A 24,036-nucleotide genomic window follows, 5' to 3' on the forward strand; every position below is an offset into this window, starting at 1 on the left:
TTCACTCCCCCCTCCCGCTTGCGGGAAGGGAGCAGAAGTTACGCCGCGGCGACCTTGTCGACCGGCTTCGCGCGCACACCAAGCATGTGGCAGATCGCGTAGGCCAGTTCCGCGCGGTTGAGCGTGTAGAAGTGGAAATCCTTCACCCCGCCCGCGTAGAGCCGCCGGCACATCTCGGCCGCGATCGTCGCCGCGACGAGCTGTCGCGCCGAGGGATGATCGTCGAGGCCTTCGAACAGCCGATCCATCCACGCCGGAATCTCCGCGCCGCACAGCCCCGCGAATTTCCGCGTCTGCGCGACGTTCGAGACCGGCAGGATCCCCGGCAGGATCTGCGCGGTGATCCCGGCCGCCGCGACCCGGTCGCGGAACCGGAAATATGCTTCGGGCGAGAAGAAGAACTGCGTGATCGCACGGGTCGCACCGGCATCGATCTTGCGCTTCAGATTGTCGATGTCGGCGTCGTGACCGCCCGATTCCGGATGGCACTCGGGATACGCCGCGACCGAGATCTCGAACGGATGCAGCTTCCGCAACCCAGCAACCAAAGCCGCCGCGTTCTCATACCCGCCCGGATGCGCCTGATAGGGCTGACCCAGCGTCGGCATGTCGCCACGAAGCGCGACGATGTGGCGCACGCCCGCCGCCCAATATTCCTCGGCGACCTGGTCGATCTCGGCCTTGGTCGCCTCGACGCAGGTCAGGTGCGCAGCGGCGTTCATCGATGTCTCGCGCTGGATCCGCGCCACCGTCGCATGCGTCCGCTCGCGCGTGGAGCCACCCGCGCCGTACGTCACCGACACGAAATCCGGGCCGAGCGGCTCCAGCGTGCGGATCGCCTCCCAGAGCTGCGTCTCCATCTTCTCGCTCTTCGGCGGGAAGAACTCGAAGCTTAAGCCGACATCACCCGCAAGATCCGCGAACAGCGGTTCTTCGAGCGCGCGGCGCGCTTCGGCCAGTTGGGGGATCGAAATGTTCGTCATGCCGCCTTCACCTCACGCAAGCTCGCGCCGATCTTCCGACCGAGCCATAATTTCACCGTCAACTCGCCGCCCTCGAGCGTTTCCACGCGCGCCGTCTGCAAGCCCGCCGCCTCGAACCACGCCGCCATCTGCTCGTCCGCGAACCCCAGGCGCGTATGCGCATCGCGCAACCGCAGTTCCTCGCGGTCGTGGCTCGCGAAGTCGGCGATCAGCAGTCGCCCGCCGGGAGCGAGCACCCGCGCCGCCTCGCTCACCGCCGCACCCGGCTGCTGCGCGAAGTGCAACACGTGATGCAGGATCGCGACGTCCGCCGCTGCATCCGCCATCGGCAGCGCGTACAGGTCCGCCTGGCGCAGTTCGGCATGCGTCATTTCATGCAGCTTGGCGCGTGCGAGCCGCAGCATCTCCGAACTGCGATCGATGCCGAGCGCGACCGTCGCGCGTCCGCCGAACAGTTCGAGCATCCGCCCCGTGCCCGTACCGATATCGATCAGCGTGCCGACCGGCGCATCGCCGAGCACTACGGCCATCGCCGCCTCGACCTCGCTGTCGGCGACGTGCAGCGACCGGATCGCGTCCCACTCGTCGGCATGCCCTTCGAACCACGCCGCGGCACTCGCTGCCCGGTCCGCACGCACCGCCGCAAGCCGCGCAGCATCCGCCACCGCCCAGTGATCCGGCTCGGCCTTCGCCCAGACATCGAGTGCACCCGCGACCGGCTCGACCACGTCCGAAGACCCGAGCGCGACGAACACCCAGCTGCCTTCCTTGCGACGTTCGGCAAGCCCGGCATCGCACAGGATCTTCACATGGCGCGAGACACGCGGCTGGCTCTGCCCGAGGACCTGCGCGAGCTCGCCGACCGACAGCTCCATCCGCCGCAACAGCGCGAGGATCCGCAACCGGGTCGCGTCCGCCAAAGCACGGAAGATTTCGAGCGCCATCGTCATGCGCAGACATATAAAGAATTCTTTATATGAGGTCAACGCAGGCGTGCGCGTCTTCGACATTGGCCATACCCGCTCGCGACTTATCGCATCCCGCGAGATCGTGACGGATCGGAAACGCTTTATCCGCGTTCGATTGCGCTATGGGCTGGGCATTACCCGGTCCACAAGACGACATCCACGGGAGTAGATACCTATGAAGAAGTTCCTGATCCCCGCCCTCGCCCTGACCGCCGGCCTCGCAGCCTGCAGCAACAACGCGCAGGACCAGACCGCACAGGCCGCCAACGCGATCGCCGCCGATGCCAGCGCGACCACCGCCAATGCCGTCGACGACGTCAGCGCCGCCAGCGATCGCGCGCTGGGTTCCGCCGAGCGCTCGCTCGACAATGCCGGTGCCAAGATCGACAACTCGACCGATCACCTCGACGCTAAGGCCGACCGCGCCGGTGACCGGATCGAAGCCGGTGCAGACCGTGCGGGTGCTGCCATCAGCAACGGTGCAGACCGCGCCGCCCACGCGACAGGCAACGCGCTGACCCGCGCCGGCAACGCAATCAAGGACTAAGCCTTGCCAAGACGCCCCCACTTCCCCGTCATCCCAGCGAAAGCTGGGATCTCCCGGTTCAGGTCACGACGACCGACACGGAAAGATACCAGCTTTCGCTGGCATGACGGTGTGGTCGTGGGGGCGCTGTTTGCAATTTCATCGCTCGCGGCGTGTTCGCCCGCGAGCGAACCCGGCGCCGTCACCGCCGACGAAGCGCACCAGTTGAACGAAGCCGCCGCGATGCTCGATGCGAACAGCGTCGATCTGAATGCGGTCGCCGCCGCTCCTGAAGATACCGAACTCCCCTCGAATCAAAGCGATCATACCCGATGACCCTCCGCCGCCTCGGCTCGACCGATCTGAAGATCGCCCCGCTCGTCCTCGGCGGCAACGTGTTCGGCTGGACTGCCGACCGCGCCGCCAGCTTCGCCGTGCTCGATGCGTTCGTCGCGGGCGGCGGCACGATGATCGACACCGCGGACGTCTATTCGGCCTGGGTCGACGGCCATCAGGGCGGCGAATCAGAGAGCATGATCGGCGAATGGCTGAAGGCTAGCGGCAAGCGCGACGACGTCCTGATCGCGACCAAGGTCGGCATGCTCCCCGGCGACGGCGGCGAGAAGCTTGCCCCTGCGCGCATCGCCGCCGCTGCCGAAGCCTCGCTGAAGCGCCTCGGCACCGATCGCATCGACCTGTATTATGCGCACCAGGACGATGACTCGCAGACGCAGGAGGCTGTCCTCGAAGCGTTCGGCAAGCTGGTCGATGCGGGGAAAGTCCGGGTGATCGGCGCATCGAACTTCCACGCCGCGCGCCTGAAGTCGGCGGTCGAGGCTGCCAAGACGTCGGACCTGCCGCGCTATCACGTGCTCCAGCCCGAATATAACCTCGTCAGCCGCACCAAATTCGAAGGCGAATTGCAGGATTACTGCGTCACCGAGAACATCGGTGTGCTGCCCTATTACGGCCTCGCATCGGGGCTCCTCACCGGCAAGTACCGGACGAAGGACGACCTGAGCCAGAGCGTTCGCGGCGGTCGGATGGGCGAATTGCTCGAAGGTACCGGCAAGGCTGTCCTCGATGCGATGGACTCGGTCGTCGAAGCGACCGGCGCGACCCACGCGCAGGTTGCGCTGGCGTGGCTGATCGCGCAGCCGGGCGTGACGGCACCGATCGCGAGCGCTACGAGCGTGAAGCAAGTCGAAGACCTGTTGCCTGCGATGACGCTGGAACTGTCGAAGGACCAGTTGGACGCGCTGATGGTCGCTGGCGCCTGACTTATTAATCCTCCCCCGCAAGGGGGAGGTGGCTGGCAGTTGCCAGACGGAGGGGGCGGCACGCGCGAACCTCTGTTCGGTGTCCTCCCCCTCCGTCACCTTCGGCGACACCTCCCCCTGGCGGGGTAGGATCGAGAGGGCACCCCTCCCCTCAGTCCCCCGCAAACGTCAGCGCGGACGTCCGTCGTTCCCGCTCGTTGATCAGCAGCGCCCGCCCGGCCGGCGCGACAGACCGTTGCGGGCAATCGTTGCGAAAACAGGCGCGGCAGCCGAGCCCAATGGGCATCGCCCTCCCCGCCAGATCGAAGCCGCTCGCCGCCGCAAGCACGCCCGCCTGCGCCGCCGCAACGCCGAGACCGATCGCGAACTCGGCATGCACTGCGCCGAAGCGGCTGCCCTGCGGCGTCACGGTGCGCGCCATCGTCAGCCAGCGCGCGCCATCCTCCAGTTCGACCAGCTGCACCATCAGGCTGCCCGGGCGGTCGAACGCATGATGCAACCGCCACAGCGGACAGCGCCCGTCCGCCTCGACCAGCGCCGCACCGCTGGCGCCGGGATAGCGCTTCGACGCCTGCCCCGCCCTATCGATACGGATCATGAAAAACGGCAAGCCGCGTGCGCCGACCCGTTGCAACGTCGTCAGCCGGTGCGCGACCTGTTCGAAGCCAGCACCGAACCGGCGTTGCAGCAGCTCGATGTCGTACCCCGTCGTCTCGCACCCGCGGAGGAACCGGGCGTAGGGCATCATCAGCGCGGCGGCGAAATAGCCGAGGAGGTGGCGGCGATAGAGCCGTTCCGCCGCGCGATCGGTGAACCCAGCGCCTTTCGCCAGCGCATCGATCTCCGCTTTCGCCTCGATCTGGCCGAGCTGGAACGCGACCGCGAACGTGCGCGAGGCGGGGTCGAGCATCTCGCTCAACTGCAACTGGCGCGCGTGCAGGTCGAGGCGGCGCAGCGTGTCGGGGAGCACGTCGGCGGGCAGTACGCGGATGGTCAGGCCGTGCTTCGCACGCAACCGCTCGGCGATGGCGCCGTAGAGATCGCCTGCGCCGAGCCGCAATTCGTCGGCCAGCGCTTCGGCCGCCGCGTCGAGGTCGGCGAAATGATTGCGCCAGCGCTCGATCTCGCGACGGACCAACCTGACCGGATCGTCGCCTGCTTCGACCACGGCGCCACCGCCGATCCGGTCGAACACGCGTGCGAATGCCGCCGCGCCCCCGGGCGCACTGGCGAGCCATTCCTCGACTTCGTTGCGGTCGATCTCGAGATCGGCGAACATCGGGTCGGCCAGCCGTCGCCGGATCGCATCCGCGCCGCCGCCCGGTTCGCCCGCCGCGAGCGATCGCGGATCGAAGTCGAAGCTCTCGGCGAGCTTGATCAGCAACGTCGCGGAGATCGGCCTCTGGTTGCGCTCGACGAGGTTGAGATAGCTCGGGCTGATCGCGAGCATGTCGGCCATCGCCGCCTGGGTCAGCCCCGCCCCGCGCCGCAAGCGACGGATCGCATGCCCCGCCAGCAATTTACGTTCCGCCATCGCAAAGCCTCCTGTCACGATGTTTACAGAACGACACGTGTTCCACAAGCTGAACGGACACCACGACGTTGCGGCGGCTCGGGGCGGCCTTCCAACTTGCCGGCCTCGAACGCTATTGCCTGTGCATCGCCTCTCTCGGCACATGATGCGTGTAAAGAGAGAGACAAGACGATCATCGAAGGAGGCAAGCCATGCAGACGACCACCGAACAACCCCGCGCCCGCGCCGTCTTCTCGACCAACGATTTCGCGCTGATGAAGGAAGTGCTCGGCGAGATGATCAGCAAGACGTCGATCGACGACGAACGGCTGACGCGGATGAGTGCGCTGTACCACCGCCTCGGCCGGCTCGGCTAAACCGCTTCACACAGTTTCCTGGGGAGGAAAGTATCCCGCCGGTGGCTCGTCCATCGGCGGGTATTCCTGTTTAAAAGGACGGGGCGCTCCCGAAGCCCGTCATCCTGACTTTCGTCAGGATGACGGAGCGGGGGTGGCGGGTGCGTCCGCCTACCAGGGCACCGTCGACCTCACGCCGGATTAAGCATCCTCAACGCGTTGCGAAGGCCGCCCTTTCCAACCCCGCCCCCTCGTGTAGGACGGCGACATGGCCAAGACACTGACCGCTCGCATCAAGGACGACATCGTCCTCTATGGCGCCCTCGCCGCCAATCTCGGCATCGGCGTAGCGAAATTCGTCGCCGCCGGGATGACCGGATCGTCGTCGATGCTGACCGAAGGGTTCCACTCGGTGGTCGACAGCGGCAACCAGGTGTTGCTGCTCTACGGTCAGAAAAAGGCCAAGCGCCCGGCGGACGAAGCGCACCCGTTCGGCTATGGTCGCGAGCTGTATTTCTGGGCGTTCGTCGTCGCGATCCTGATCTTTGCGATCGGCGCGGGCGTGTCGATCTTCGAGGGCTGGCGGCATATCCGGCAGCCCGAACCGCTTACCAGCCCGACCATCAACTACGTCGTCCTCGCAATCTCGTTCGCGCTCGAGGGCAGCAGCTGGACGATTGCGGTGCGCGAATTCTCGAAGTCGAAGGGCGACATGGGTTGGTGGCAGGCGATCCACCGGTCGAAGGACCCTGCCGGCTTCATCGTGCTGTTCGAGGATTCCGCGGCGCTGGCGGGACTCGTCATCGCCGGGATCGGCATCTGGGCGAGCCATGCGTTCAACGATCCGCGGATCGACGGCGCCGCCTCGATCGCGATCGGCCTGATCCTTGCGCTGGTCGCCGTGCTGCTGGCGCGCGAATCGAAGGGCCTTTTGATCGGCGAGCGCGCCGACCCGGCGGTGATCGCGACGATCCGCAAGATCGTGTCCGCGCATCCCGCGATCGTCTCGGTCAACCACGTCCGGACGATCCACACCGCACCCGAGAGCATCTTCGCCGCGATCAGCGCCGACTTCGACGATTCGGTGACGATGGGCGACGGCGAGACGCTGATCGAGGCGATCGAGACCGAATTGCGCGCTGCCGTCCCAACGCTGTCGTCGATCTACATCCGGCCCGAGAAGCGCGAGAACGCGACGCTCGCGCCGGTATCGACCGCCACTCCGAAACCCGTCTGAACTGCGACGCGTCGCTAACCGAAGTCAGACCGAACCACGGCGCCGGCGGTCGCGTGCTAGCTGGCGGGGACCAGTTCGACGACGTCGAGCACCGATTCAAACCGGGGATAGGGCAGCACTACGCGCCAACGCTCCGTCCCGATCCGTTCGATCAACCCGGCCATGTCGCGGTTGGCGTCGCGACCATAGCGCATCGGTCGTTTTTCATCTCCGAGCTCCATCGTTCCGAGAAAGACGGCGCGGAAATCGGTGTCGGCGAAGACCGTACCGACCGGGCGCTGCGATCCGTCGAGCTTGACGAGGCTGACCACGCTCTCGCCATCGTCGTCGCTGGCGCCGAACCGGCAGGCGAACCAGCCTGACCGCGTGAAGGTCGGACCGATCCCTGCGCGGGCACCAAGCTTGTAGGTGCGGCACCGGTACGCACCCGTGGGCGGCAACGGGTCGACCAGCGAACGATCGGGATCGAACAGGACGGGATCGCTCGTCACTTCGCGGGGATCGACCTGCGCAAGCGCGTTGACCCATGCTTCGCGCCAGCTCCGCAGCCGCGCGCGGTCTGCGGTGGTGGCGACTCGGCGCCAGTCGAGGCTCGCGCGGGACGGATAGGCCCCCGCCGTTCCGACGCCGATACCGGTCGATCCGCAGACCGCGATCATCACGCACGAAGCAGTTCCGAACCAAGTCCGCATCGTCTGGTGTCCCCATGGCTTGACCGAGGCTACCCGCGCATCCCCTTGAACGACAATGATTTTTCGAACGCCCCCGCAACTAACGTTCACGCCGCGGTCCAGCCTCCATCCATCGACAGGTTCGCGCCGGTGATCGCCTTCGCCTCGTCGCGACACAGGAACAGCGCGAATGCCGCGACCTGTTCGGGCGTGACGAATTCCTTGGTCGGCTGTGCGGCGAGCAGGACATCGTTCATCACCTGATCGCGCGTCAGCCCGCGCGCCGCCATCGTGTCGGGAATCTGGTTCTCGACCAGCGGCGTCCAGACATAGCCCGGCGAGATGCAGTTGACGGTGATGCCATCGGTCGCGGTCTCAAGCGCGATCGTCTTGGTCAGCCCGGCGATCGCGTGCTTGGCCATGACGTAGGCGGACTTGTTCGGGCTCGCGACGAGCGAGTGCGCGGACGCGGTCGAGATGATCCGCCCCCAGCCCTTCGCGCGCATCAACGGGACCGCGGCGCGCATCATGTGCCACGCCGAGGACAGGTTGATCGCGATGATCGCGTCGAACTTGTCGACCGGGAAGTCGGCGATCCCCGCGACATGCTGGATGCCGGCGTTGTTGACGACGATGTCGACGCTGCCCGTTTCCGCCGCAGCGCGCGCGACCATCGCGGCGATCTCGTCGGGCCTGGTCATGTCCGCGGCATCGTAGAGCGCGGCGGCACCGCTTGCCTGCGCCAGCGCGGCGCGGTCGCGCTCGATCGCATCCGCATCGCCGAAGCCGTTGAGCACGATCGCGGCGCCCTCGGCTGCGAACGCCTTGGCGTAGGCGAGCCCGATACCCGAGGTCGATCCGGTGATGACCGCGGTCTTGCCCTTCAGGAACATACGCACTCCTCGCTTCTCGCGTTCGGCCGATACGATGGCCGTGCAACCCTAGCGCCACCTTGCGCATTTCGTTCCCAAGCAGAAACGAAAAGGGGCATATTCATGCGGCTCGACGATTACGATCCGAACATCAACGTCGAGGACCAGCGCGGCTCGGGCGGCGGCGGCGGTGGCTTTGGCGGCGGTGGCGGCGGCCTGCTGATGGGGCTGTTGCCGATGATCGGCAGCCGCTTCGGCTGCGGCGGGATCGTCGTCGTGCTGATCCTGATGGCGGTGTTCGGCGGCATGGGCGGGCTTGGCGGCCTGCTCGGCGGCGGGCAGTCGTCGGCGCCGACCACGCAAAGCGGACCACGTGCAGGAACCAACACGGCGTCCAGCTGCAATTTGACTCCCGAGAGCAAGGCGGCGTGCAACGCGTTCAGTTCGGCCGACAACACCTGGGAGGCGATCTTCCAAAAGAACGGTCAAAAATTCGAAGCGCCCAAGCTCGTCTTCTATTCGGGTAACGGTCGCTCGGGTTGCGGCGCGGCGCAGTCGGCGATGGGGCCGTTCTACTGCCCGACCGATCAGGGTATCTATCTCGACACGAGCTTCTTCTCCGAACTCGCCAACCGCTTCCACGCGCAGGGCGACTTCGCACAGGATTACGTGATCGCGCACGAATTCGGTCACCACATCCAGAAGCTGCTCGGCACCAACGCGCAGGTCCAGCAGGCGCAGCGTCAGGCGAGCGAGACCGAAGGCAATGCGCTGTCGGTCCGGCTCGAGCTGCAGGCGGATTGCTATGCAGGGGTATGGGCGGCGGCGAACAAGTCGCGGCTCGAGGCCGGCGATATCCAGGAAGGCATGACTGCGGCGCAGGCGATCGGCGACGATACGCTGCAGAAGGAGACGCAGGGTCGCGTGGTCCCCGACAGCTTCACGCACGGGACGTCGGCACAGCGCCAGTCGTGGCTAAAGCGCGGGCTCGACAGCGGCGATCCGCAGCAGTGCGATACGTTCTCGGGCGCGATTTAAGCTGAGAGTTTCTATCCTCCCCCGCCAGGGGGAGGTGGCTGGCACTCGCCAGACGGAGGGGGAGGAAAGGGAACCATCTGTTCCGTGTCCTCCCCCTCCGTCGCCGTAGGGCGACACCACCCCCTGGCGGGGGAGGATTCAAAATGCCCCGCGTTGTCCTACTCGACCGTCACGCCCTTCCAGAACGCATACCGGTCCTTGATCTCCGCCGCCGCCGACTTCGGTTCGGGATAATACCAGACCGCATCGACGTTGCGCTTCCCGTCGACGACCAGCGTCTTGTAGCTCGCCACACCCTTCCACGGGCAGTTCGAGTGCGTCGCACTGTCCTCCAGCAACGCCGGATCGACGCTGTCCGCGGGGAAGTAATGATTGCCCTCGACGACGACGGTATCGTTCGATCGTGCGATCTCTTGGCCATTCCATGTAGCGACAGGCATTCTCGTCTCCTTCAGGCGCGCCCCAGCCCCGCCCCCTCATACGCCTCGGGCTTGAACCCGACCAGCAGCGTCTCGCCGGTATCGAGCACCGGGCGCTTGATCATCGACGGCTGCGCCAACATCAGCGCCATCGCCTTCGCCCCATCCAGATCCGCCCGGTCGGCGTCGGGAAGCTTTCGAAACGTCGTCCCCGCACGGTTGAGCAACACCTCCCAACCGACCCGATCGATCCAGTCGTGCAGATGCGCAACGTCGATTCCCGCCGTCTTGTAGTCGTGAAAAGCGTAGGGAACTTGGTGCTCGTCGAGCCAGGTCCGCGCCTTCTTGATCGTGTCGCAGTTCTTGATCCCGAACATCGTGATCGTCAAAATCGTCTCCTGTGTCATCGCGACCGATTTTACTCGGCCTTGCCCGCGTAGATCGCCCGCGCGTCGCGCTTGAATGCGGCGCCGCTGTCCTCGCGGCTGTAGAACATGTGCCCGCCCGGATAGACGTTGAGCTTTACGCGCTCGGTCGCGCCGAAGCTCGGCATCTGGTCGACGATCAGCCGCGAGGCGAAGAACGGGCAGGACAGGTCGTCCCAGCCATGCACGATCATCACCGCCATCTTGGGATCGTTGGCGATCGCTTTCCGCAGATCGGTGACGGGGGTGTCGTCGGGCTTGCCGCGATCCCACGCCGAATTCACCTCGTAGGACAGCGCATGATAGCGCGCGTCGGTCTTCCACCCGACGACGCGCGTGACGAAATCGACCATCGCGCTGGTCGTCGGCGCGATTAGCGCGTCGAGGATCGGGTCGTTCGACTGGCGCTGCGCGGACCAGGGAAACGGATCGAACGCGGTCACGTTCGAATCGTAGACGCTGCCGATCGTCCCGTCCGCGCGGTGGATCTCGCGCAGGAACGTCGCGGAATCGACGCGGCCGCCCATCTTCTGCACCAGCGCCGGATCGAGTCCCGTCAGCCGGCTGACATTGGTGACGAGCCGCGAAACCGCCTGCGGATCGGTGCGTCCGCGCAGCAGATCGGTCGCGAACGCCCCGCGGGTGTACGCCTCGACGTCGACCATCGCGGCGGGGGTCAGTTGATGCTGCTGCTCGAGATGCGCCGCCGCCATCGACGGCAGGTCGATCATCCACGGCAACGGCGACAACGCCGTCGCGCCGTCGCCCGAGGCGGGATCGAGATACGGTGAGACCATCACGATCCCGTTGACCCCGACGCCGATCTGCGACTGGAGTTCGTACGCGATGCGCGGCGCGCGGTAGCCGCCATAGCTTTCGCCCATCACGTATTTCGGCGAGCGCAGCCGGCCGGCCTTCACGAGCCAGTCGTAGACCACTTTCGACAGATATTTGATGTCGGGATCGTTGGCGTAGAACGCCTTCTTGGTCTTCTCCTCGTCGACCAGGCTGCGACTGAAGCCCGTGCCGACCGGGTCGATGAAGACCAGATCGGTGAAGTCGAGCCAGCTGTTCGGATTGTCGGTGGTGATCGGCGCATCGGACGGCGCATTGCCTTGGGCGCCGAACTGGACGCGCTTGGGGCCCACCGCGCCGAGGTTGAGATACACCGACGATGCACCCGGCCCGCCGTTGAACGCGAACGTCACCGGGCGGTTGGCGGCTCCACCGGTCGCGACATAGGACGTGTAGACGACCTGGCCGATCTCCTTGCCCTTGTCGTCGCGCACCGAGATCGTCCCGATCGTCGCGTCGTAGGCAATCGACCGGCCGCCGATCGACGCCGACTGGCGCACCGTCTTGTCGGCGGGGAGCGGCGGGAACTTCACCTCGTCGTCGACCTTCTTCTCGACGGTCGAGGTCTCCTTCTTGTCCTGCGCCGCGATCGGGGCAGCGAGCAGGCTGGTTGCGGCCAGCGCGGTAACGAGGCGCGCGATCACTTCGCCGCCCCGCCGCCGACCGCGATCCACGAGTCGATCTTGCGTTCGAGCACGGGCATCGGCAGCGATCCGGTATCGAGCACCTGCGCATGGAAATCGCGCGGATCGAACTTCGCGCCGAGCGCCGCCTGCGCCTTGGCCTTGGTCCGCGCGATCGTCAGCTGACCGATCTTGTAAGCGAGTGCCTGGCCCGGAATCGCGATGTAGCGCTCGACCTCGGCGGTCGCATCGGTCCGCGCCATCGGCGAGTTGGCGAGCATGTAGTCGATCGCCCGATCGCGCGTCCAACCCTTGGCGTGAATGCCGCTGTCGACGACCAGCCGCATCGCGCGCAGCATCTCGTCGTTCAGCCCACCCATCCGCTGATACGGATCAGTCTCCATCCCGAGTTCCTTCCACAGGCTTTCGGCATAGAGCGCCCAGCCCTCGACATACGCCGTGTTGCCGCCGAACCGCATGAAGGCGGGCAGCGCGGTGTTCTCCTGCGCGAGACTGATCTGGAAATGATGCCCCGGCACGCCCTCATGCAGGAACAGCGTCTCCATCTCCCACATGTAGCGCGAGGGCAGGTCGTAGCTGTTGTAATAGAACACGCCCGGCCGCGATCCGTCCGGCGTGCCGCCCTCGTACGAGCCGCCCGCCGCGGTCTTCTCCTTGAACGCCGGGACCGGGCGGATTTCGAGCGCGGTCTTCGGCGTCAGCGAGAACTGCTCGGGAATCCGCTGATAGATGCGCTTCTCGATCGCCTGATAGCCGTCGCGCAGCTGCGCGACCGAACTTGGCTGGAACTGCTTGTCGGTGCGCAGGAAGGTGAAGAACGCCGGCAGATCGCCCTTGAACCCGACAGCCTGCTTCTGCGCCTCCATCCCCTTCAGGATCCGCGCGACCTCGGACAGGCCGAGCTGGTGGACCTGCTCGGCGGTCATCGGCAGCGTCGTGCGCTGCTGGATCAGGTAGGCGTAATACGCATCGCCGCCGGGCAGTGCGGACAGCCCGACCGTGTCGCGCGCGACCGGCAGATACGTCTTGGCGAGGAAATCGCGCATCCGCTGGTGCGCGGGCGTGATGACGTCGCGGATCTGCTTCGCAAACGCCGCCTTGAGACGCGTCTGGTCGGCCGCCGAGATCGTCGCGGGGAAGGTCTTCACCGGGCCGTAGAAGGTCGAGCCCTCGACGCCTTCCGCGATCAGATTGTCGAACTCCTGGATCATGTTGGTGACGACCAGCTTGGGCTGGACGATCTTGTCCTTCATGCCCTGGCGGAACAGTCCGATCGCGCGGTCGAGCACCGCGGCATATTGCGCGTTGCGCTTGAGGTTGTTCTCATAGTCGGCGAGCGTCTTGAACGGCGCGGCGCCCTTGCCCGACGCGAAGTCGGGATAGAAGGTCTGGAAGCCGCCGAAATGGTCGATCGGCAGGTCGCGCTGGACCTTCAGGATCGCGGACGCGTAGCCAGCGAGGTCGGTCTCGTTGCGCGTCTTGAACACGTCATAGGCGATCTGGTCGGTCGGCGTCAGCTTCGTCCGGTCGATCGCCTTCAGCGCGGCGAGGTCATGCTCGATCGCCGCACGTTCGCCGGCGAGATAAGCATCGGTCAGATAGTCGCCGAGCCGGTCGGCATAGCGCAGATCGCCGCGGAAGATCGCATCGATCGGATTGCGCTTCAGGCTCGCCTCGTCGCTGTCGTAGAACAGCCGCTTGAGCCGCGCATCGTCGGCGCTCTCGCCGAGTTGCGCGGTCGGCGGCGGCAGCGCCTGCGCCGTGGCCGTGGCCGTCGACGTCGACGTCGCGGCGGCGACGGTCAGCGTGGTGGACAACAAGGCGGCAATCACCAGTTTAACGGACAAAGGCGTTCCTTCGAATACGACGGCACCGGGGGTAGGATGCGCCGGGTGTCGCCGCAAGCGCCTGCGAGCGGCCGGGGACATCGAGATGTGAATCTCCCGGATCCCGTGCGTCACAGCATGCCGAGATCCTGCAACCATTGCCGTACCTGCCCCGGCCATTCGCGGGTAACCGGGTCCGTCGTCGGCCGCATGCCGAAGGCGTGGCGTCCCTTCGCATAGAGGCGCAGATCGACCGGCACGCCGACCTCGTTCAGCGCGAGCGCATACGCCATCGCATGCCGGACATTGTCGGTCGGATCGTTCATCGCGTGGATCAGCAGCGTCGGCGGCGCCTTCGCACTGATCGTCACCCACGGCGCCAACCCCAGATCGGTCTTGGCGTTGCTCCGATCCCAGAGTCGCCCGGTATAGGCCAGCACGGCGAAGTCGGGTCGTGACGGCGCGCGGTCGGCTGCGTCGATCGTCGGATAGGTCCGGCGCTCGGCATTGCTCAGCGACGCCGCCACGTACGCGCCCGCGGAAAACCCCATGACGCCGATCTTGTGCGGATCGATGCCGTAGCCGGCCGCCCCATGTCGCAGTAGCCCGACGGCACGCTGGGCATCCTGCAAGGCCAGCAGGATTTCGGGCCGTCGACCGAAGCCCGTCTTCTTGTCGACGGTCCATTCCTGGGGTGCGCGGTATTTCAGGATAACGCAGGTCATGCCCTGGCGGACGACCCAGTCGGAGATTTCGGTGCCTTCGAGATCGATCGCCACCGCTGAAAACCCGCCGCCCGGCAGGACCAGGATCGTCGCTCCGCCAGTCTTCCGTTTCGGTCGATAGATCGACATGGTCGGTCGCGAGACGTAGCTTGCCCAATGCCACGCCCGCCCCCCGACGAGCGGCGAGCCGTTGCCGGTTTCTTCGGGATGATCGCCGCTGTCGGGCTTCAGGATCGCAAGGTCGTTCGGCCACAGCGGCACCTGCGTACCGCCCGGTCCCGGTTGCCACACCCCGACCGTCGCGACCTTCGCGATCTCCGTCGGCGGATCGGCGATCGGTTTAGTCTGGGCTGGCGCGATCGCGACCGCGCCGATCGTCAGCAGCGATGCCGAGACTAGGACCAAGATACGGTTCAAACCTGCAACTCCTTTTGCGCGCCGACGACGCAAGCCGGTGGCGTGACGCGGGCTTGGCGTTTATCGGTACGGGTATGACGCATCCGTTCTTCGCGATCCATCGCCACGGCCTGATCCGGGTTGCCGCCGCCACGCCGCGCGCGTCGGTGGGGGATACTGCCGCCAACGCAGACGCGACAATCGCGTTGGCGAAGGAGGCCGACGCGCGGGGCGTCGACTTGGTCGTGTTCCCCGAACTGAACCTTACCTCCTATGCGATCGACGACCTGCATCTCCAGACCGCGCAGCAGCGCGCGACGCTGGCAGCGATCGCGACCGTGGTCGAAGCCAGCGCCGAGATGCGGCCGGTGCTGCTCGTCGGCGCGGCGCTGGTTCGGAACGGGCGGTTGTACAATTGCGCTTTAGCGATCGCGCGGGGCCGTGTGCTCGGCGTGGTGCCGAAGACGTTCCTGCCCAACTACCGCGAGTTCTACGAAAAGCGCTGGTTCGCGAGTGGCGCCGGGATGACCGGACTGACAATCGACCTCAATGGCGAAGACGTTCCGTTCGGGACCGACCTGGTTTTCGCGGCGCGCGACCTGCCTAGTTTCGTCTTCCATGCCGAGATCTGCGAGGATTACTGGGCCCCCACCCCGCCCTCGACCGCGGGTGCGCTGGCCGGCGCGCTGATCTGCTGCAACCTGTCCGCCTCGAACATAGTCATCGGTAAGGCGCGCGACCGAGCGATGCTGGCCGCGGCGCAATCGGCGCGCGCGGTCTGCGCCTATGTCTATTCCGCAGCGGGACCAGGCGAGAGCACCACGGAGGTCGCTTGGGACGGCCAGGGACTGATCCACGAACTCGGTGAGCAGATCGCGGAGTCGGCGCGGTTCTCCACGGAGCCCGAACTGGTCGTCGCCGACGTCGACTGCGAACGGATCACGCAGGAGCGCCTGCGGACCGGCACCTTCAACGATGCCGCCGTGTTCGCCGGTAACCCGGAAACGCGCTTCCGGCGGATCGCGTTCGATCACGCGCCGGTGCTCGCCGACAGCGGCCTCGAACGCGCCATCCGCCGCTTCCCGTTCGTCCCGAACGATCCGGCGCGGCGCGATGACGATTGCTACGAGGCGTTCAACATCCAGGTGGAGGCGTTATCGAAGCGCCTCGTCGCCGCGCATGCCGAGACGATCGTGATCGGCGTCTCCGGCGGCCTCGACTCGACGCACGCGCTGATCGTCGCGGCGAAGGCGATGGACCGCCTCGGCCGTCCCCGCAGCGCAATTCTCGGCTTCACGATGCCCGGCTTCGCAACCGGCGAAGGGACCAAGGCGAACGCCTGGGCGCTGATGCGCGCGCTCGGCATCACCGCGGAAGAGATCGACATCAAGCCCGCCGCGCGCCGGATGCTGGAGGATATCGGTCACCCCTTCAGCGAAGGCGAACCCATCTACGATATCACCTTCGAGAACGTGCAGGCGGGTCTGCGCACCGACTACCTCTTTCGCCTCGCCAATCAGCGTCGCGGGATCGTGCTGGGCACCGGCGATCTCAGCGAGATGGCGCTCGGCTGGTGCACCTACGGGGTCGGCGACCAGATGAGCCATTACGCGGTCAACGCAGGCGTGCCCAAGACGCTGATCCAGTTCCTGATCCGCTGGTGTATCCGCACCGACCAGTATGACGCCGCGACCGACGCGATCCTGTCGACGATCCTCGCGCAGGAGATTTCGCCCGAGCTCGTGCCGGCGGGGGCGGACGGCGCGTTGCAGAGCACCGAGTCGATGATCGGGCCGTACGCGCTGAACGATTTCTTCGCGCATTACGTGATCCGCTACGGACTCGCGCCGTCGAAGATCGCGTTTCTTGCCTGGCACGCGTGGCGCGATGCGAGCGTCGGTGCCTGGCCGGAAGACCTGCCGGCAGATGCGCGCGTCGCCTACGACCTGCCGACGATCAAGGCGTGGCTGAAGAAATTCCTGGTCCGGTTCTTCACGACCAGCCAGTTCAAGCGATCGGCGATGCCCAACGGGCCGAAGGTCTCGGCGGGCGGCGCATTGTCGCCGCGCGGCGATTGGCGCGCGCCCTCGGACGGGATCGCAACCACTTGGATCGAAGAATTGCGGTCAAGCGTTCCGTAAGGTTCGTTGCACTACCTTGCATAAATCGCCCGCGCGGCGCATTATGAAAATCCTATGACAGTGGCTCCACCGGATGGATCGCGCGATCGCCGGATCGAGATCCCATCTAACCTTTGGCTGATTCATCCGGCGGGCCGTGCGCTGCTGCCGGTCGCGCTTGCGCGTGGTATTTCGGCGAATGCGGTCTCGGTGGCGGGGCTTTGCCTCGGAGGCGCCGCGGCTTTTGCCTATGCGCAATGGCATAGCTGGGCGCTCGCGCTGGTCGGTTTGGTGCTGTCGATCGGCTGGCTGATCGCCGACGGACTCGACGGCATGGTCGCGCGCGCGACCAAGACCGCGAGCCCGCTCGGGCGGATGCTCGACGGGCTGTGCGATCATGGTGTCTTCGCGCTGATCTACACCGCGCTGGCGATCACGATCGACACGCCCGAGGGCTGGATCCTCGCATTTGCCGCGGGTGGTGCGCATGCTGTGCAGTCGAACATGTACGAAGGCGAGCGTTCGCGCTTCCATCGTCGCATCAAGGGCGTGGCGCTCGAAGCCCCCCCCGTGCCGACCGGCAACGCACTCGTCCGCTTCTATGACGGGGTTGCTGGCAGCATCGATCGGATCGCCATGCCGTTCGAACACACGCTCGGCCAGTCGAGCGATCCGGTCGCGCTTGGCACGCTCTACGGTGCCCGTGCCGTCGCGCCGTTGCGCTTCATGGCCTTGCTTACCGCGAATGTCCGGGTATGGGCGATCTTCGTCGCCTGCTTCGCGGGCAACCCGCGCATCTTCTGGTGGTTCGAGATCGTCCCTCTGACGCTCGTCGCCATCGTCGGGCTCGTCTGGCACCGTCGTGTCGAACGCGCCTTCGTTCGTCGTACTTCCGCAACGCGACCAAAGACCGCGTCGCGCATGCATCTTTCGTAAGGAACAGGGTCAGTAATGAATAGCATTCGGATCGCCGTGGTCGGCATCGGCAACTGCGCGAGCTCGCTCGTCCAGGGCCTCGAGCATTATCGCGAGGGGGCAAACGACCAGGTTGGCCTGATGCATTTCGACATGGGTGGCTACAAGCCGAGCGACATCAAGGTCGTCGCGGCCTGGGACGTCGATCGTCGCAAGGTCGGCAAGGACGTCGCCGAGGCGATCTTCGCCAAGCCCAACTGCACCGCGGTGTTCGCACCCAATGTCGGCAACACCGGCACGATCGTGAAGATGGGCAAGAAGCTGGACGGCGTCGCCGACCACATGGCCGACTTCAAGGACGACCGCACGTTCCTGGTCTCCGACGCTGCCGAGCCAACGCGTGAAGAGGTCATCGCCGAGCTGAAGGCGTCGGGCGCAGACGTTCTCATGAACTACCTCCCGGTCGGTTCGCAGGAAGCGACCGAATTCTACGCCGAGTGCGCGATCGAAGCGGGCGTGGCGTTCGTCAACAACATCCCCGTGTTCATCGCCTCGAACCCGGTCTGGGCGAAGAAGTTCGAAGACGCCGGCGTCGCGATCATCGGCGACGACATCAAGGCTCAGCTCGGCGCGACGATCGTCCACCGCGTGCTGACCGACCTGTTCGCCAAGCGCGGCGTGAAGCTGGATCGCACCTACCAGCTCAACACCGGCGGCAACACCGACTTCCTCAACATGTCGAACCATCGCCGTCTCGAGTCGAAGAAGATCTCGAAGACCGAAGCGGTCCAGTCGGTCGCGGCAGAGCGGATGGACGACGACAACGTCCACATCGGTCCGTCGGACTATGTGCCCTGGCAGAACGACAACAAGGTCTGCTTCCTGCGCATGGAAGGCCAGCTGTTCGGCGGCGTGCCGATGAACATCGAGCTGCGCCTCTCGGTCGAGGACAGCCCCAACTCGGCAGGCGTCGCGATCGACATGATCCGTTGCGCCAAGATCGCCAAGGATCGCGGCATCGCCGGCGTGATCGACCCTGCATCGGCCTATTTCTGCAAGCACCCGCGCACGCAGATGACCGACGATCTCGCGCAGATCGAAGTCGAGCGGTTCATCAAGGCCGCCTGACATGATCGATACGCCCCGGATTCAAACGGCGATCATCCTCGCCGCCGGGGAAGGCAGCCGCCTTCGCACCTCCGCCCCGTACAAGCCGCTCTGCGCGGTTGCGGGGCGGCCGTTGATCGCCCACGCGCTTGAGGGGCTGGCCGAGGCCGGTTTCTCGCGCGTGATCGTGACGGTGAGCTATGGGCGTGAGGCGATCGAAGCGTATCTCGGTAGCCGGCGCTGGCCGCTGGCCGTCGAGACGGTTTTAGCGGATCACCGCGAACCCAATGGCGTCTCGGTGTTGGCGGCGCGCGAGGCGCTGGCGGGCAGCGAAGCTATCCTGGCGATGTGCGACCACCTCGTCAGCCCCGAACTTTACGCGCGCATGGCGAAGGCCGGCGCTGGCGGAGGCTTGCGGCTCGGCATCGACCGGCGCCTCGGCCATGACTGGGTCGACCCCGAGGACGTCACCTGCGTCGCGACCGAAGGCGACCGCATCGTCGCGATTGGCAAGGGCCTCGAACCGCACGACTGCTACGACACCGGCGTCTTCGCGATCGGCCCTGCGCTGTCGGATGCGCTGGCAACGCTGGCGAGCCCCTCGCTCACCGAAGGCGTCCGCCTGCTCGCCGCACAAGGCCTCGCCCGAATCGTGGATTGCAGCGACATCGACTGGATCGACGTCGACGACGCCCCCGCGCTGGCCAAGGCCGAGGCGTGGATGGCAACCAAGGCGGATGCCGTAGCGGCCTGAAACTCCCGCTCTCCTGCGAACGCAGGAGAACCAAACCCGTCATCCTGACGAAAGTCAGGATCCAGAGTTACGAGTGGTGCCCTTTGGGCTCTGGATCCTGACTTTCGTCAGGATGACGGGATGTCGTCAGGACGACGAGGCTTCCTCGACCCGCGGATCGGGCACGTCCAGAGTCGCGCACGTCCCCACCGCCGCGTTCTCGATGGTCACCGTCCCGCGCAACTGCCGCGCAAGGCTGCCGATCATCCGCATCCCGAGACTCTTGCGCGACGCCGTCTTCAGGTCGAAGTCCGCCGGCAACCCATCGCCCTCGTCCGACACGGTCAGCACAATCCGCCCGTCGACACTCCGCACCGTGACCAGGATCACGCCGCCGTCGTCGCCATACGCATATTTGATCGCGTTGGTGACCAGTTCGGTAACCAGCAACCCCATCGGAATCGCCACGTCCGCACTGATCAGGATCGCCTCGATATCGCATTCGATCCGGTGGTTGGGCGACTGCTCCCCCAGCCCGGTCGCGATCCCGCAGACCAGATCGTTGAGCGCGACGATCCCCACCTGATCGCCACGCCAAAGCTGGTCGTGCGTCTGCGCGATCGCCGTGATCCGCGCCTGCGCGTCGCCCAGCAGCCGCCGGATCCGCGGATCGTCGTCCTCCTGCATCTGCAAGTTGAGCATCGCCGACACGAGCGCAAGGCTGTTCTTCACCCGGTGGCTAGCCTCCCGCGTGAGCAACTCCTGATGCTCCATCGCCTCGCTAAGCCGCTGCTCGGCCTGCTGCCGCTCGATCGCCACGCCGATGAGGTTGGCGAAGCCCTGCATGAACGCGAAGTCGGCCGGCTCGAACTGACCCTCGTCGGGGCTGTCCACTTCGAGCACACCGAAGCGCTTGCCCGACGTCTCGACCAGCACGTTGATCGCGCGCCGGATATTGTGTCGCGCCATGAACTCGGGCGTGCGGAAACGCTGTTCGTTCTCGAGATGGTTCGAGATCACCGGCAAGCCCGTCTCCAGCGCAAACCCCGCGGGCGAGCCAAGGTCGGTCCGCATCTCGGTCGATCCGACCACGCCCGGCTCCCAGCCGATGCCGGCGCGCACCAGCAGCGTATCCTGCTCGGGGCGATATTCGAGGAACTTGCAGTATTTCGAGCGCATCCCCTCGCCGCACAATTCGGTCGCGCGCTGCAACATCGGCTGCAGATCCCGTGCGCGCAAAGCCTCGATCCCGAAATCGGCCAGGATCGATTGCTGACGCAGGCGATACTCAAGCTCGCCCGCACCGGCAGGCGCGTCACCGCCCGGGGAAGTTTCGATGACTGCCACGCATACTCCGTTCGTCGATACCAAGCGCCTCTCCTACCGACCTTCGCGAAAGGATCAACATTGCGCTCGCATGACGGCCGTTGGGTGCGACGATCGGCCGTGATACAAGGTGGGCGTGAACGTCCATGCGCCCATCCTGCATCGCGACCCCGTTCCGCTGACGGTCGATGATTTCGTCCTGCTGAAGCGGGCGGGCAGCTTTACCGGCTATGGCAAAGTCGAGCTTCTCGACGGTGAATTGTCGGGCGTCCGGCTCCAGCATGACGATGAGCCGGAATATGATGGCTCGGAACCGGTCAGGCTGGACGGTCACGCATATCGGCTGCTCGCAGACGCGGGATCTTTGCAAGGTCATGGCAAAACGGAGCTGCTCGATGGCGCGATCTACGCGATGAGTCCGCAATATCGTCCGCACGGCTTCGTGAAGGACGAGATCGCCTATCGATTGCGACGCGCCTTGGAAGCGGTGGGATCGTCGCTCCACGTAGCGACCGAGCAATCCGCGGCGCTGTCTTCATTCGACGAGCCGCAGCCGGATATCATGCTGACCCGCGAACCGCGTGGCGAGGGCCCAATACCGGGCGCGTCGATCGCTCTGATCTGCGAGGTATCGGCGAACACGCTGGCGTTCGACCTCCGCGAGAAAGCACGCATTTATGCGCAGGCCGGCATTCCGGAATATTGGGTGGCCGATGTCGGGGCAAAGCTGGTCCACCAGATGTGGATGCCTGTCGGTGATCGCTTTACCCAGTCGCGCGATGTTCCCTTCGACGCGGGGATGGAGTCGACGACAATTCCAGGCCTGACGATACACACGGTCGCGCTTTGATTATCGCATCGCTTGCCTGACGAAGGTTTCGGCACGCGATCGATTGAGCAACGCCAACGTGCCGCCCTGAAAGTCCAGATCATACGTGACCTCGGACCTAGCCCATTCGGGTGGCTGCGCGGCCGCCAGCGACGCGGCGTCAGGCTGCTCGATCTCGGCTAGCTCGAGCCCGGCGAGCGCCCCTTCGAACAGATCGATTCCGAACTCGCCCGACGCGCTCGGCACGGCATGCCGCCGCTTGCGGAGCCAGTGGCCCGGCAACGCCGCGAACAGCGCGTATTCCTCAGGGGTCAGATACGTGGTCACCAACGGCCGCGCGAGCGGATCGGCGACGTCGTATTTCTTCGACAGCTTGAGCACCACGCGTCCGCCGACGCTGTCGGTCATCCGCCGCAGCCGGCACCGTGTGTCGGTAATGTAGAGATCCTCGATCAGGATCGACCGGCAACCGTCCAGCGACGGTCGCCGCAGAGGATCGACGAGGAACCGCCGCTCGCGCTCGACATGCGAGTATTTGTGAGCCGCCAGTTCCTCGTCGAGGCCTCTCAGCACGCCATGATCAGCGCGTCAGCTTCTTGTAGGACAGCGCGGTCGGACGATCCGCCGCATCGCCCAGACGGCGGCGCTTGTCCTCTTCGTAGGATTCGAAATTGCCTTCGAACCATTCGACATGGCTGTTGCCCTCGAACGCCAGGATGTGCGTGGCGAGACGATCGAGGAAGAAGCGGTCATGGCTGATCACCACCGCGCACCCTGCGAAATTCTCGATAGCTTCCTCGAGCGCGCCCAACGTCTCGACATCGAGATCGTTGGTCGGTTCGTCGAGCAGCAGCACGTTGCCGCCGCGCTTCAGCATCTTGGCGATGTTGACGCGGTTGCGCTCGCCGCCCGACAGCTTGCCGACGTTCTTCTGCTGGTCCTGGCCCTTGAAGTTGAACGCCCCGACATAGGCGCGCGTCGACTGGTCGAACCCGTTGACCTTCATCGAGTCGAGGCCGTCGGAAATCTCCTCCCAGACGTTCTTCTTGTCGTCGAGATGATCGCGGCTCTGGTCGACATAGCCGAGCCGCACGGTCGAACCCTTGTCGATCGTGCCGCTGTCCGGCGTCTCCTGCCCAGTGATCAGCTTGAACAGCGTCGACTTGCCGGCGCCGTTGGGACCGATGACGCCAACGATACCGCCCGCGGGCAGCGTGAACGAGAGATTCTCGAACAGCAGCTTGTCGCCGTAAGCCTTGGAGACGTTCTCGAGCTCGATCACCTTGCCGCCGAGACGCTCGGGCACCTGGATGACGATCTGCGCCTTGCCCGGCGAGCGGTTCTCCTGTGCGGAGACGAGGCGTTCGAAGTTGGCGATACGCGCCTTCGATTTCGTCTGCCGCGCCTTGGCACCCTGACGAATCCATTCGAGCTCGTTCTTGATCGCCGTCTGACGACCGGACTCCTCACGATCCTCCTGCTCGAGACGCTTGGCCTTCTTCTCGAGATAGGTCGAGTAATTGCCCTCGTACGGGAAATACTTGCCGCGATCGAGTTCGAGCACCCAGCCGACGACGTTGTCCAGGAAATAGCGGTCATGGGTGATCATCAGCACCGCGCCCGCATAATCCTTCAGATGATTCTCCAGCCACTGGACGCTCTCCGCGTCGAGATGGTTGGTGGGCTCGTCGAGCAGCAGGATACCCGGCTTCTGGATCAGCAGGCGGGTCAGCGCGACTCGGCGCTTCTCACCACCCGACAGCTTGTCGACCGGCCAGTCGCCCGGCGGGCAGCGTAGCGCTTCCATCGCGACCTCGAGCTGGTTGTCGAGCGTCCAGCCGTCGACCGCATCGATCTTTTCCTGGAGCGTGCCCATCTCTTCGAGCAGCGCGTCGAAGTCGGTGTCGTCCTGGGGATCGCCCATCTCGGCCGAAATCGCGTTGAAACGGTCGACCATGTCCGCAACGCCGCGCGCGCCGTCCTTGACGTTCTCCAGCACGGTCTTCGAGGCGTCGAGCTGCGGCTCCTGCTCCAGATAGCCGACCGTGACGTTCTCGCCCGGCCATGCCTCGCCGGTATAATCCTTGTCGATGCCGGCCATGATCTTGATCAGCGTCGACTTGCCCGCACCGTTGGGGCCGACGATGCCGATCTTGGCGCCATGATAGAATTGCAGGTTGATGTTCGACAGCACCGGCTTGGGCGCGCCGGGGAAGGTCTTCGTCATGTCCTTCATGACATAGGCGTATTGGCCGGCCACGGGGGTCTCCGT

24 protein-coding genes are annotated in these 24,036 nt (G+C 65.5%); 10 read left to right on the top strand and 14 right to left on the bottom strand.

The window, feature by feature from the left end:
- Positions 1-38: 38 nt before the first annotated feature.
- Both metF and ASG20_RS07655 read right to left on the bottom strand, forming a co-directional pair.
- Positions 39-983 (bottom strand): methylenetetrahydrofolate reductase, encoded by a 945-nt coding sequence (metF, locus tag ASG20_RS07650; RefSeq protein WP_056050763.1) that lies wholly within the window; start codon positions 981-983, stop codon positions 39-41.
- Positions 980-1,933, bottom strand: coding sequence for an ArsR/SmtB family transcription factor (locus ASG20_RS07655; protein ID WP_056052776.1), 954 nt, complete (start codon positions 1,931-1,933; stop codon positions 980-982). The genes metF and ASG20_RS07655 overlap by 4 nt, the downstream gene beginning before the upstream one ends.
- A 193-nt stretch (positions 1,934-2,126) precedes the next feature.
- Here ASG20_RS07655 and ASG20_RS07660 point away from each other — a divergent pair, with 193 nt between their 5' ends.
- Complete coding sequence (locus tag ASG20_RS07660) at positions 2,127-2,498, top strand: hypothetical protein (protein ID WP_056050765.1); 372 nt, start codon at positions 2,127-2,129, stop codon at positions 2,496-2,498.
- A 138-nt stretch (positions 2,499-2,636) separates the two neighbouring features.
- Here ASG20_RS07660 and ASG20_RS19790 read toward each other — a convergent pair whose 3' ends face one another.
- Positions 2,637-2,804 carry a hypothetical protein gene (locus ASG20_RS19790; RefSeq protein ID WP_156364176.1) on the bottom strand — a complete coding sequence of 56 codons (168 nt, stop codon included), beginning with the start codon at positions 2,802-2,804 and terminating at the stop codon, positions 2,637-2,639.
- 5 nt (positions 2,805-2,809) lie between these two features.
- On the opposite strand from ASG20_RS19790, the gene ASG20_RS07670 reads away from it, so the two are divergent.
- On the top strand, positions 2,810-3,757 hold the full coding sequence (locus ASG20_RS07670) for an aldo/keto reductase (RefSeq protein ID WP_056050769.1): 948 nt from the start codon (positions 2,810-2,812) through the stop codon (positions 3,755-3,757).
- A 151-nt stretch (positions 3,758-3,908) separates the two neighbouring features.
- Here the strand turns inward: ASG20_RS07670 and ASG20_RS07675 are convergent, their stop codons facing one another.
- On the bottom strand, positions 3,909-5,291 hold the full coding sequence (locus ASG20_RS07675; RefSeq protein ID WP_056050773.1) for a helix-turn-helix domain-containing protein: 1,383 nt from the start codon (positions 5,289-5,291) through the stop codon (positions 3,909-3,911).
- A 191-nt stretch (positions 5,292-5,482) separates the two neighbouring features.
- On the opposite strand from ASG20_RS07675, the gene ASG20_RS19630 reads away from it, so the two are divergent.
- Both ASG20_RS19630 and ASG20_RS07680 read left to right on the top strand, forming a co-directional pair.
- Positions 5,483-5,647, top strand: coding sequence for a hypothetical protein (locus tag ASG20_RS19630; RefSeq protein ID WP_164913371.1), 165 nt, complete (start codon positions 5,483-5,485; stop codon positions 5,645-5,647).
- Positions 5,648-5,894: 247 nt separating this feature from the next.
- On the top strand, positions 5,895-6,863 hold the full coding sequence (locus ASG20_RS07680) for a cation diffusion facilitator family transporter (protein ID WP_056050774.1): 969 nt from the start codon (positions 5,895-5,897) through the stop codon (positions 6,861-6,863).
- 56 nt (positions 6,864-6,919) lie between these two features.
- On the opposite strand, the gene ASG20_RS07685 is transcribed toward ASG20_RS07680, so the two are convergent.
- Positions 6,920-7,555: a DUF4893 domain-containing protein gene (locus tag ASG20_RS07685; protein WP_082470849.1), complete on the bottom strand. Its 636-nt coding sequence runs from the start codon at positions 7,553-7,555 to the stop codon at positions 6,920-6,922.
- Positions 7,556-7,641: 86 nt separating this feature from the next.
- A complete protein-coding gene (locus ASG20_RS07690; RefSeq protein WP_056050777.1) occupies positions 7,642-8,427 on the bottom strand; it encodes a 3-hydroxybutyrate dehydrogenase in 786 nt (261 codons plus the stop codon).
- 102 nt (positions 8,428-8,529) lie between these two features.
- Here ASG20_RS07690 and ypfJ point away from each other — a divergent pair, with 102 nt between their 5' ends.
- On the top strand, positions 8,530-9,444 hold the full coding sequence (gene ypfJ, locus ASG20_RS07695; protein WP_056050780.1) for a KPN_02809 family neutral zinc metallopeptidase: 915 nt from the start codon (positions 8,530-8,532) through the stop codon (positions 9,442-9,444).
- A gap of 158 nt (positions 9,445-9,602) precedes the next feature.
- Here ypfJ and ASG20_RS07700 read toward each other — a convergent pair whose 3' ends face one another.
- From ASG20_RS07700 to ASG20_RS07720, 5 genes are read right to left on the bottom strand one after another with little or no spacing between them, the layout of a single operon-like run.
- On the bottom strand, positions 9,603-9,884 hold the full coding sequence (locus ASG20_RS07700) for a DUF427 domain-containing protein (RefSeq protein ID WP_056050782.1): 282 nt from the start codon (positions 9,882-9,884) through the stop codon (positions 9,603-9,605).
- 11 nt (positions 9,885-9,895) lie between these two features.
- Positions 9,896-10,252, bottom strand: coding sequence for an ArsC family reductase (locus ASG20_RS07705; RefSeq protein ID WP_056052782.1), 357 nt, complete (start codon positions 10,250-10,252; stop codon positions 9,896-9,898).
- Positions 10,253-10,281: 29 nt separating this feature from the next.
- Complete coding sequence (locus ASG20_RS07710) at positions 10,282-11,817, bottom strand: S10 family peptidase (RefSeq protein WP_236698759.1); 1,536 nt, start codon at positions 11,815-11,817, stop codon at positions 10,282-10,284.
- Positions 11,784-13,715: a DUF885 domain-containing protein gene (locus ASG20_RS07715; protein ID WP_082470933.1), complete on the bottom strand. Its 1,932-nt coding sequence runs from the start codon at positions 13,713-13,715 to the stop codon at positions 11,784-11,786. Before ASG20_RS07715 ends, ASG20_RS07710 begins: the two co-directional genes overlap by 34 nt.
- 29 nt (positions 13,716-13,744) lie before the next feature.
- Positions 13,745-14,755, bottom strand: coding sequence for an alpha/beta hydrolase (locus tag ASG20_RS07720; protein ID WP_056050784.1), 1,011 nt, complete (start codon positions 14,753-14,755; stop codon positions 13,745-13,747).
- A gap of 74 nt (positions 14,756-14,829) precedes the next feature.
- Between ASG20_RS07720 and ASG20_RS07725 the strand changes: the two genes are divergently transcribed.
- From ASG20_RS07725 to ASG20_RS07740, 4 genes are read left to right on the top strand one after another with little or no spacing between them, the layout of a single operon-like run.
- A complete protein-coding gene (locus ASG20_RS07725; RefSeq protein WP_056052792.1) occupies positions 14,830-16,875 on the top strand; it encodes an NAD(+) synthase in 2,046 nt (681 codons plus the stop codon).
- A 54-nt stretch (positions 16,876-16,929) separates the two neighbouring features.
- A complete protein-coding gene (locus ASG20_RS07730) occupies positions 16,930-17,790 on the top strand; it encodes a CDP-alcohol phosphatidyltransferase family protein (protein WP_056050785.1) in 861 nt (286 codons plus the stop codon).
- A 15-nt stretch (positions 17,791-17,805) separates the two neighbouring features.
- Entirely contained in the window at positions 17,806-18,897 is a 1,092-nt protein-coding gene (locus ASG20_RS07735; protein ID WP_056050788.1) for an inositol-3-phosphate synthase, read from the top strand.
- A 1-nt stretch (position 18,898) separates the two neighbouring features.
- On the top strand, positions 18,899-19,630 hold the full coding sequence (locus ASG20_RS07740) for a phosphocholine cytidylyltransferase family protein (protein ID WP_056050790.1): 732 nt from the start codon (positions 18,899-18,901) through the stop codon (positions 19,628-19,630).
- A gap of 126 nt (positions 19,631-19,756) precedes the next feature.
- Here ASG20_RS07740 and ASG20_RS07745 read toward each other — a convergent pair whose 3' ends face one another.
- Entirely contained in the window at positions 19,757-20,956 is a 1,200-nt protein-coding gene (locus ASG20_RS07745) for a sensor histidine kinase (RefSeq protein ID WP_231420286.1), read from the bottom strand.
- Positions 20,957-21,071: 115 nt separating this feature from the next.
- On the opposite strand from ASG20_RS07745, the gene ASG20_RS07750 reads away from it, so the two are divergent.
- Positions 21,072-21,785 carry a Uma2 family endonuclease gene (locus tag ASG20_RS07750; RefSeq protein WP_056052799.1) on the top strand — a complete coding sequence of 238 codons (714 nt, stop codon included), beginning with the start codon at positions 21,072-21,074 and terminating at the stop codon, positions 21,783-21,785.
- Here the strand turns inward: ASG20_RS07750 and ASG20_RS07755 are convergent, their stop codons facing one another.
- Both ASG20_RS07755 and ettA read right to left on the bottom strand, forming a co-directional pair.
- Positions 21,786-22,337: a hypothetical protein gene (locus ASG20_RS07755; RefSeq protein ID WP_056050791.1), complete on the bottom strand. Its 552-nt coding sequence runs from the start codon at positions 22,335-22,337 to the stop codon at positions 21,786-21,788.
- Positions 22,338-22,344: 7 nt separating this feature from the next.
- Positions 22,345-24,024 (bottom strand): energy-dependent translational throttle protein EttA, encoded by a 1,680-nt coding sequence (gene ettA / locus ASG20_RS07760; RefSeq protein WP_056050793.1) that lies wholly within the window; start codon positions 24,022-24,024, stop codon positions 22,345-22,347.
- Between the last annotated feature and the right edge of the window lie 12 nt (positions 24,025-24,036).

Source organism: Sphingomonas sp. Leaf198, assembly GCF_001424005.1.
Taxonomy (GTDB): Bacteria; Pseudomonadota; Alphaproteobacteria; order Sphingomonadales; family Sphingomonadaceae; genus Sphingomonas.

Excerpts from the sequence above, each read along its gene's own strand:
- metF (WP_056050763.1), bottom strand. The coding sequence starts at position 983 with ATGACGAACATTTCGATCCCCCAACTGGCCGAAGCGCGCCGCGCGCTC.
- ASG20_RS07655 (WP_056052776.1), bottom strand. The coding sequence starts at position 1,933 with ATGACGATGGCGCTCGAAATCTTCCGTGCTTTGGCGGACGCGACCCGG.
- ASG20_RS07660 (WP_056050765.1), top strand. The coding sequence starts at position 2,127 with ATGAAGAAGTTCCTGATCCCCGCCCTCGCCCTGACCGCCGGCCTCGCA.
- ASG20_RS19790 (WP_156364176.1), bottom strand. The coding sequence starts at position 2,804 with ATGATCGCTTTGATTCGAGGGGAGTTCGGTATCTTCAGGAGCGGCGGC.
- ASG20_RS07670 (WP_056050769.1), top strand. The coding sequence starts at position 2,810 with ATGACCCTCCGCCGCCTCGGCTCGACCGATCTGAAGATCGCCCCGCTC.
- ASG20_RS07675 (WP_056050773.1), bottom strand. The coding sequence starts at position 5,291 with ATGGCGGAACGTAAATTGCTGGCGGGGCATGCGATCCGTCGCTTGCGG.
- ASG20_RS19630 (WP_164913371.1), top strand. The coding sequence starts at position 5,483 with ATGCAGACGACCACCGAACAACCCCGCGCCCGCGCCGTCTTCTCGACC.
- ASG20_RS07680 (WP_056050774.1), top strand. The coding sequence starts at position 5,895 with ATGGCCAAGACACTGACCGCTCGCATCAAGGACGACATCGTCCTCTAT.
- ASG20_RS07685 (WP_082470849.1), bottom strand. The coding sequence starts at position 7,555 with ATGCGGACTTGGTTCGGAACTGCTTCGTGCGTGATGATCGCGGTCTGC.
- ASG20_RS07690 (WP_056050777.1), bottom strand. The coding sequence starts at position 8,427 with ATGTTCCTGAAGGGCAAGACCGCGGTCATCACCGGATCGACCTCGGGT.
- ypfJ (WP_056050780.1), top strand. The coding sequence starts at position 8,530 with ATGCGGCTCGACGATTACGATCCGAACATCAACGTCGAGGACCAGCGC.
- ASG20_RS07700 (WP_056050782.1), bottom strand. The coding sequence starts at position 9,884 with ATGCCTGTCGCTACATGGAATGGCCAAGAGATCGCACGATCGAACGAT.
- ASG20_RS07715 (WP_082470933.1), bottom strand. The coding sequence starts at position 13,715 with ATGTCCCCGGCCGCTCGCAGGCGCTTGCGGCGACACCCGGCGCATCCT.
- ASG20_RS07725 (WP_056052792.1), top strand. The coding sequence starts at position 14,830 with ATGACGCATCCGTTCTTCGCGATCCATCGCCACGGCCTGATCCGGGTT.
- ASG20_RS07730 (WP_056050785.1), top strand. The coding sequence starts at position 16,930 with ATGACAGTGGCTCCACCGGATGGATCGCGCGATCGCCGGATCGAGATC.
- ASG20_RS07735 (WP_056050788.1), top strand. The coding sequence starts at position 17,806 with ATGAATAGCATTCGGATCGCCGTGGTCGGCATCGGCAACTGCGCGAGC.
- ASG20_RS07740 (WP_056050790.1), top strand. The coding sequence starts at position 18,899 with ATGATCGATACGCCCCGGATTCAAACGGCGATCATCCTCGCCGCCGGG.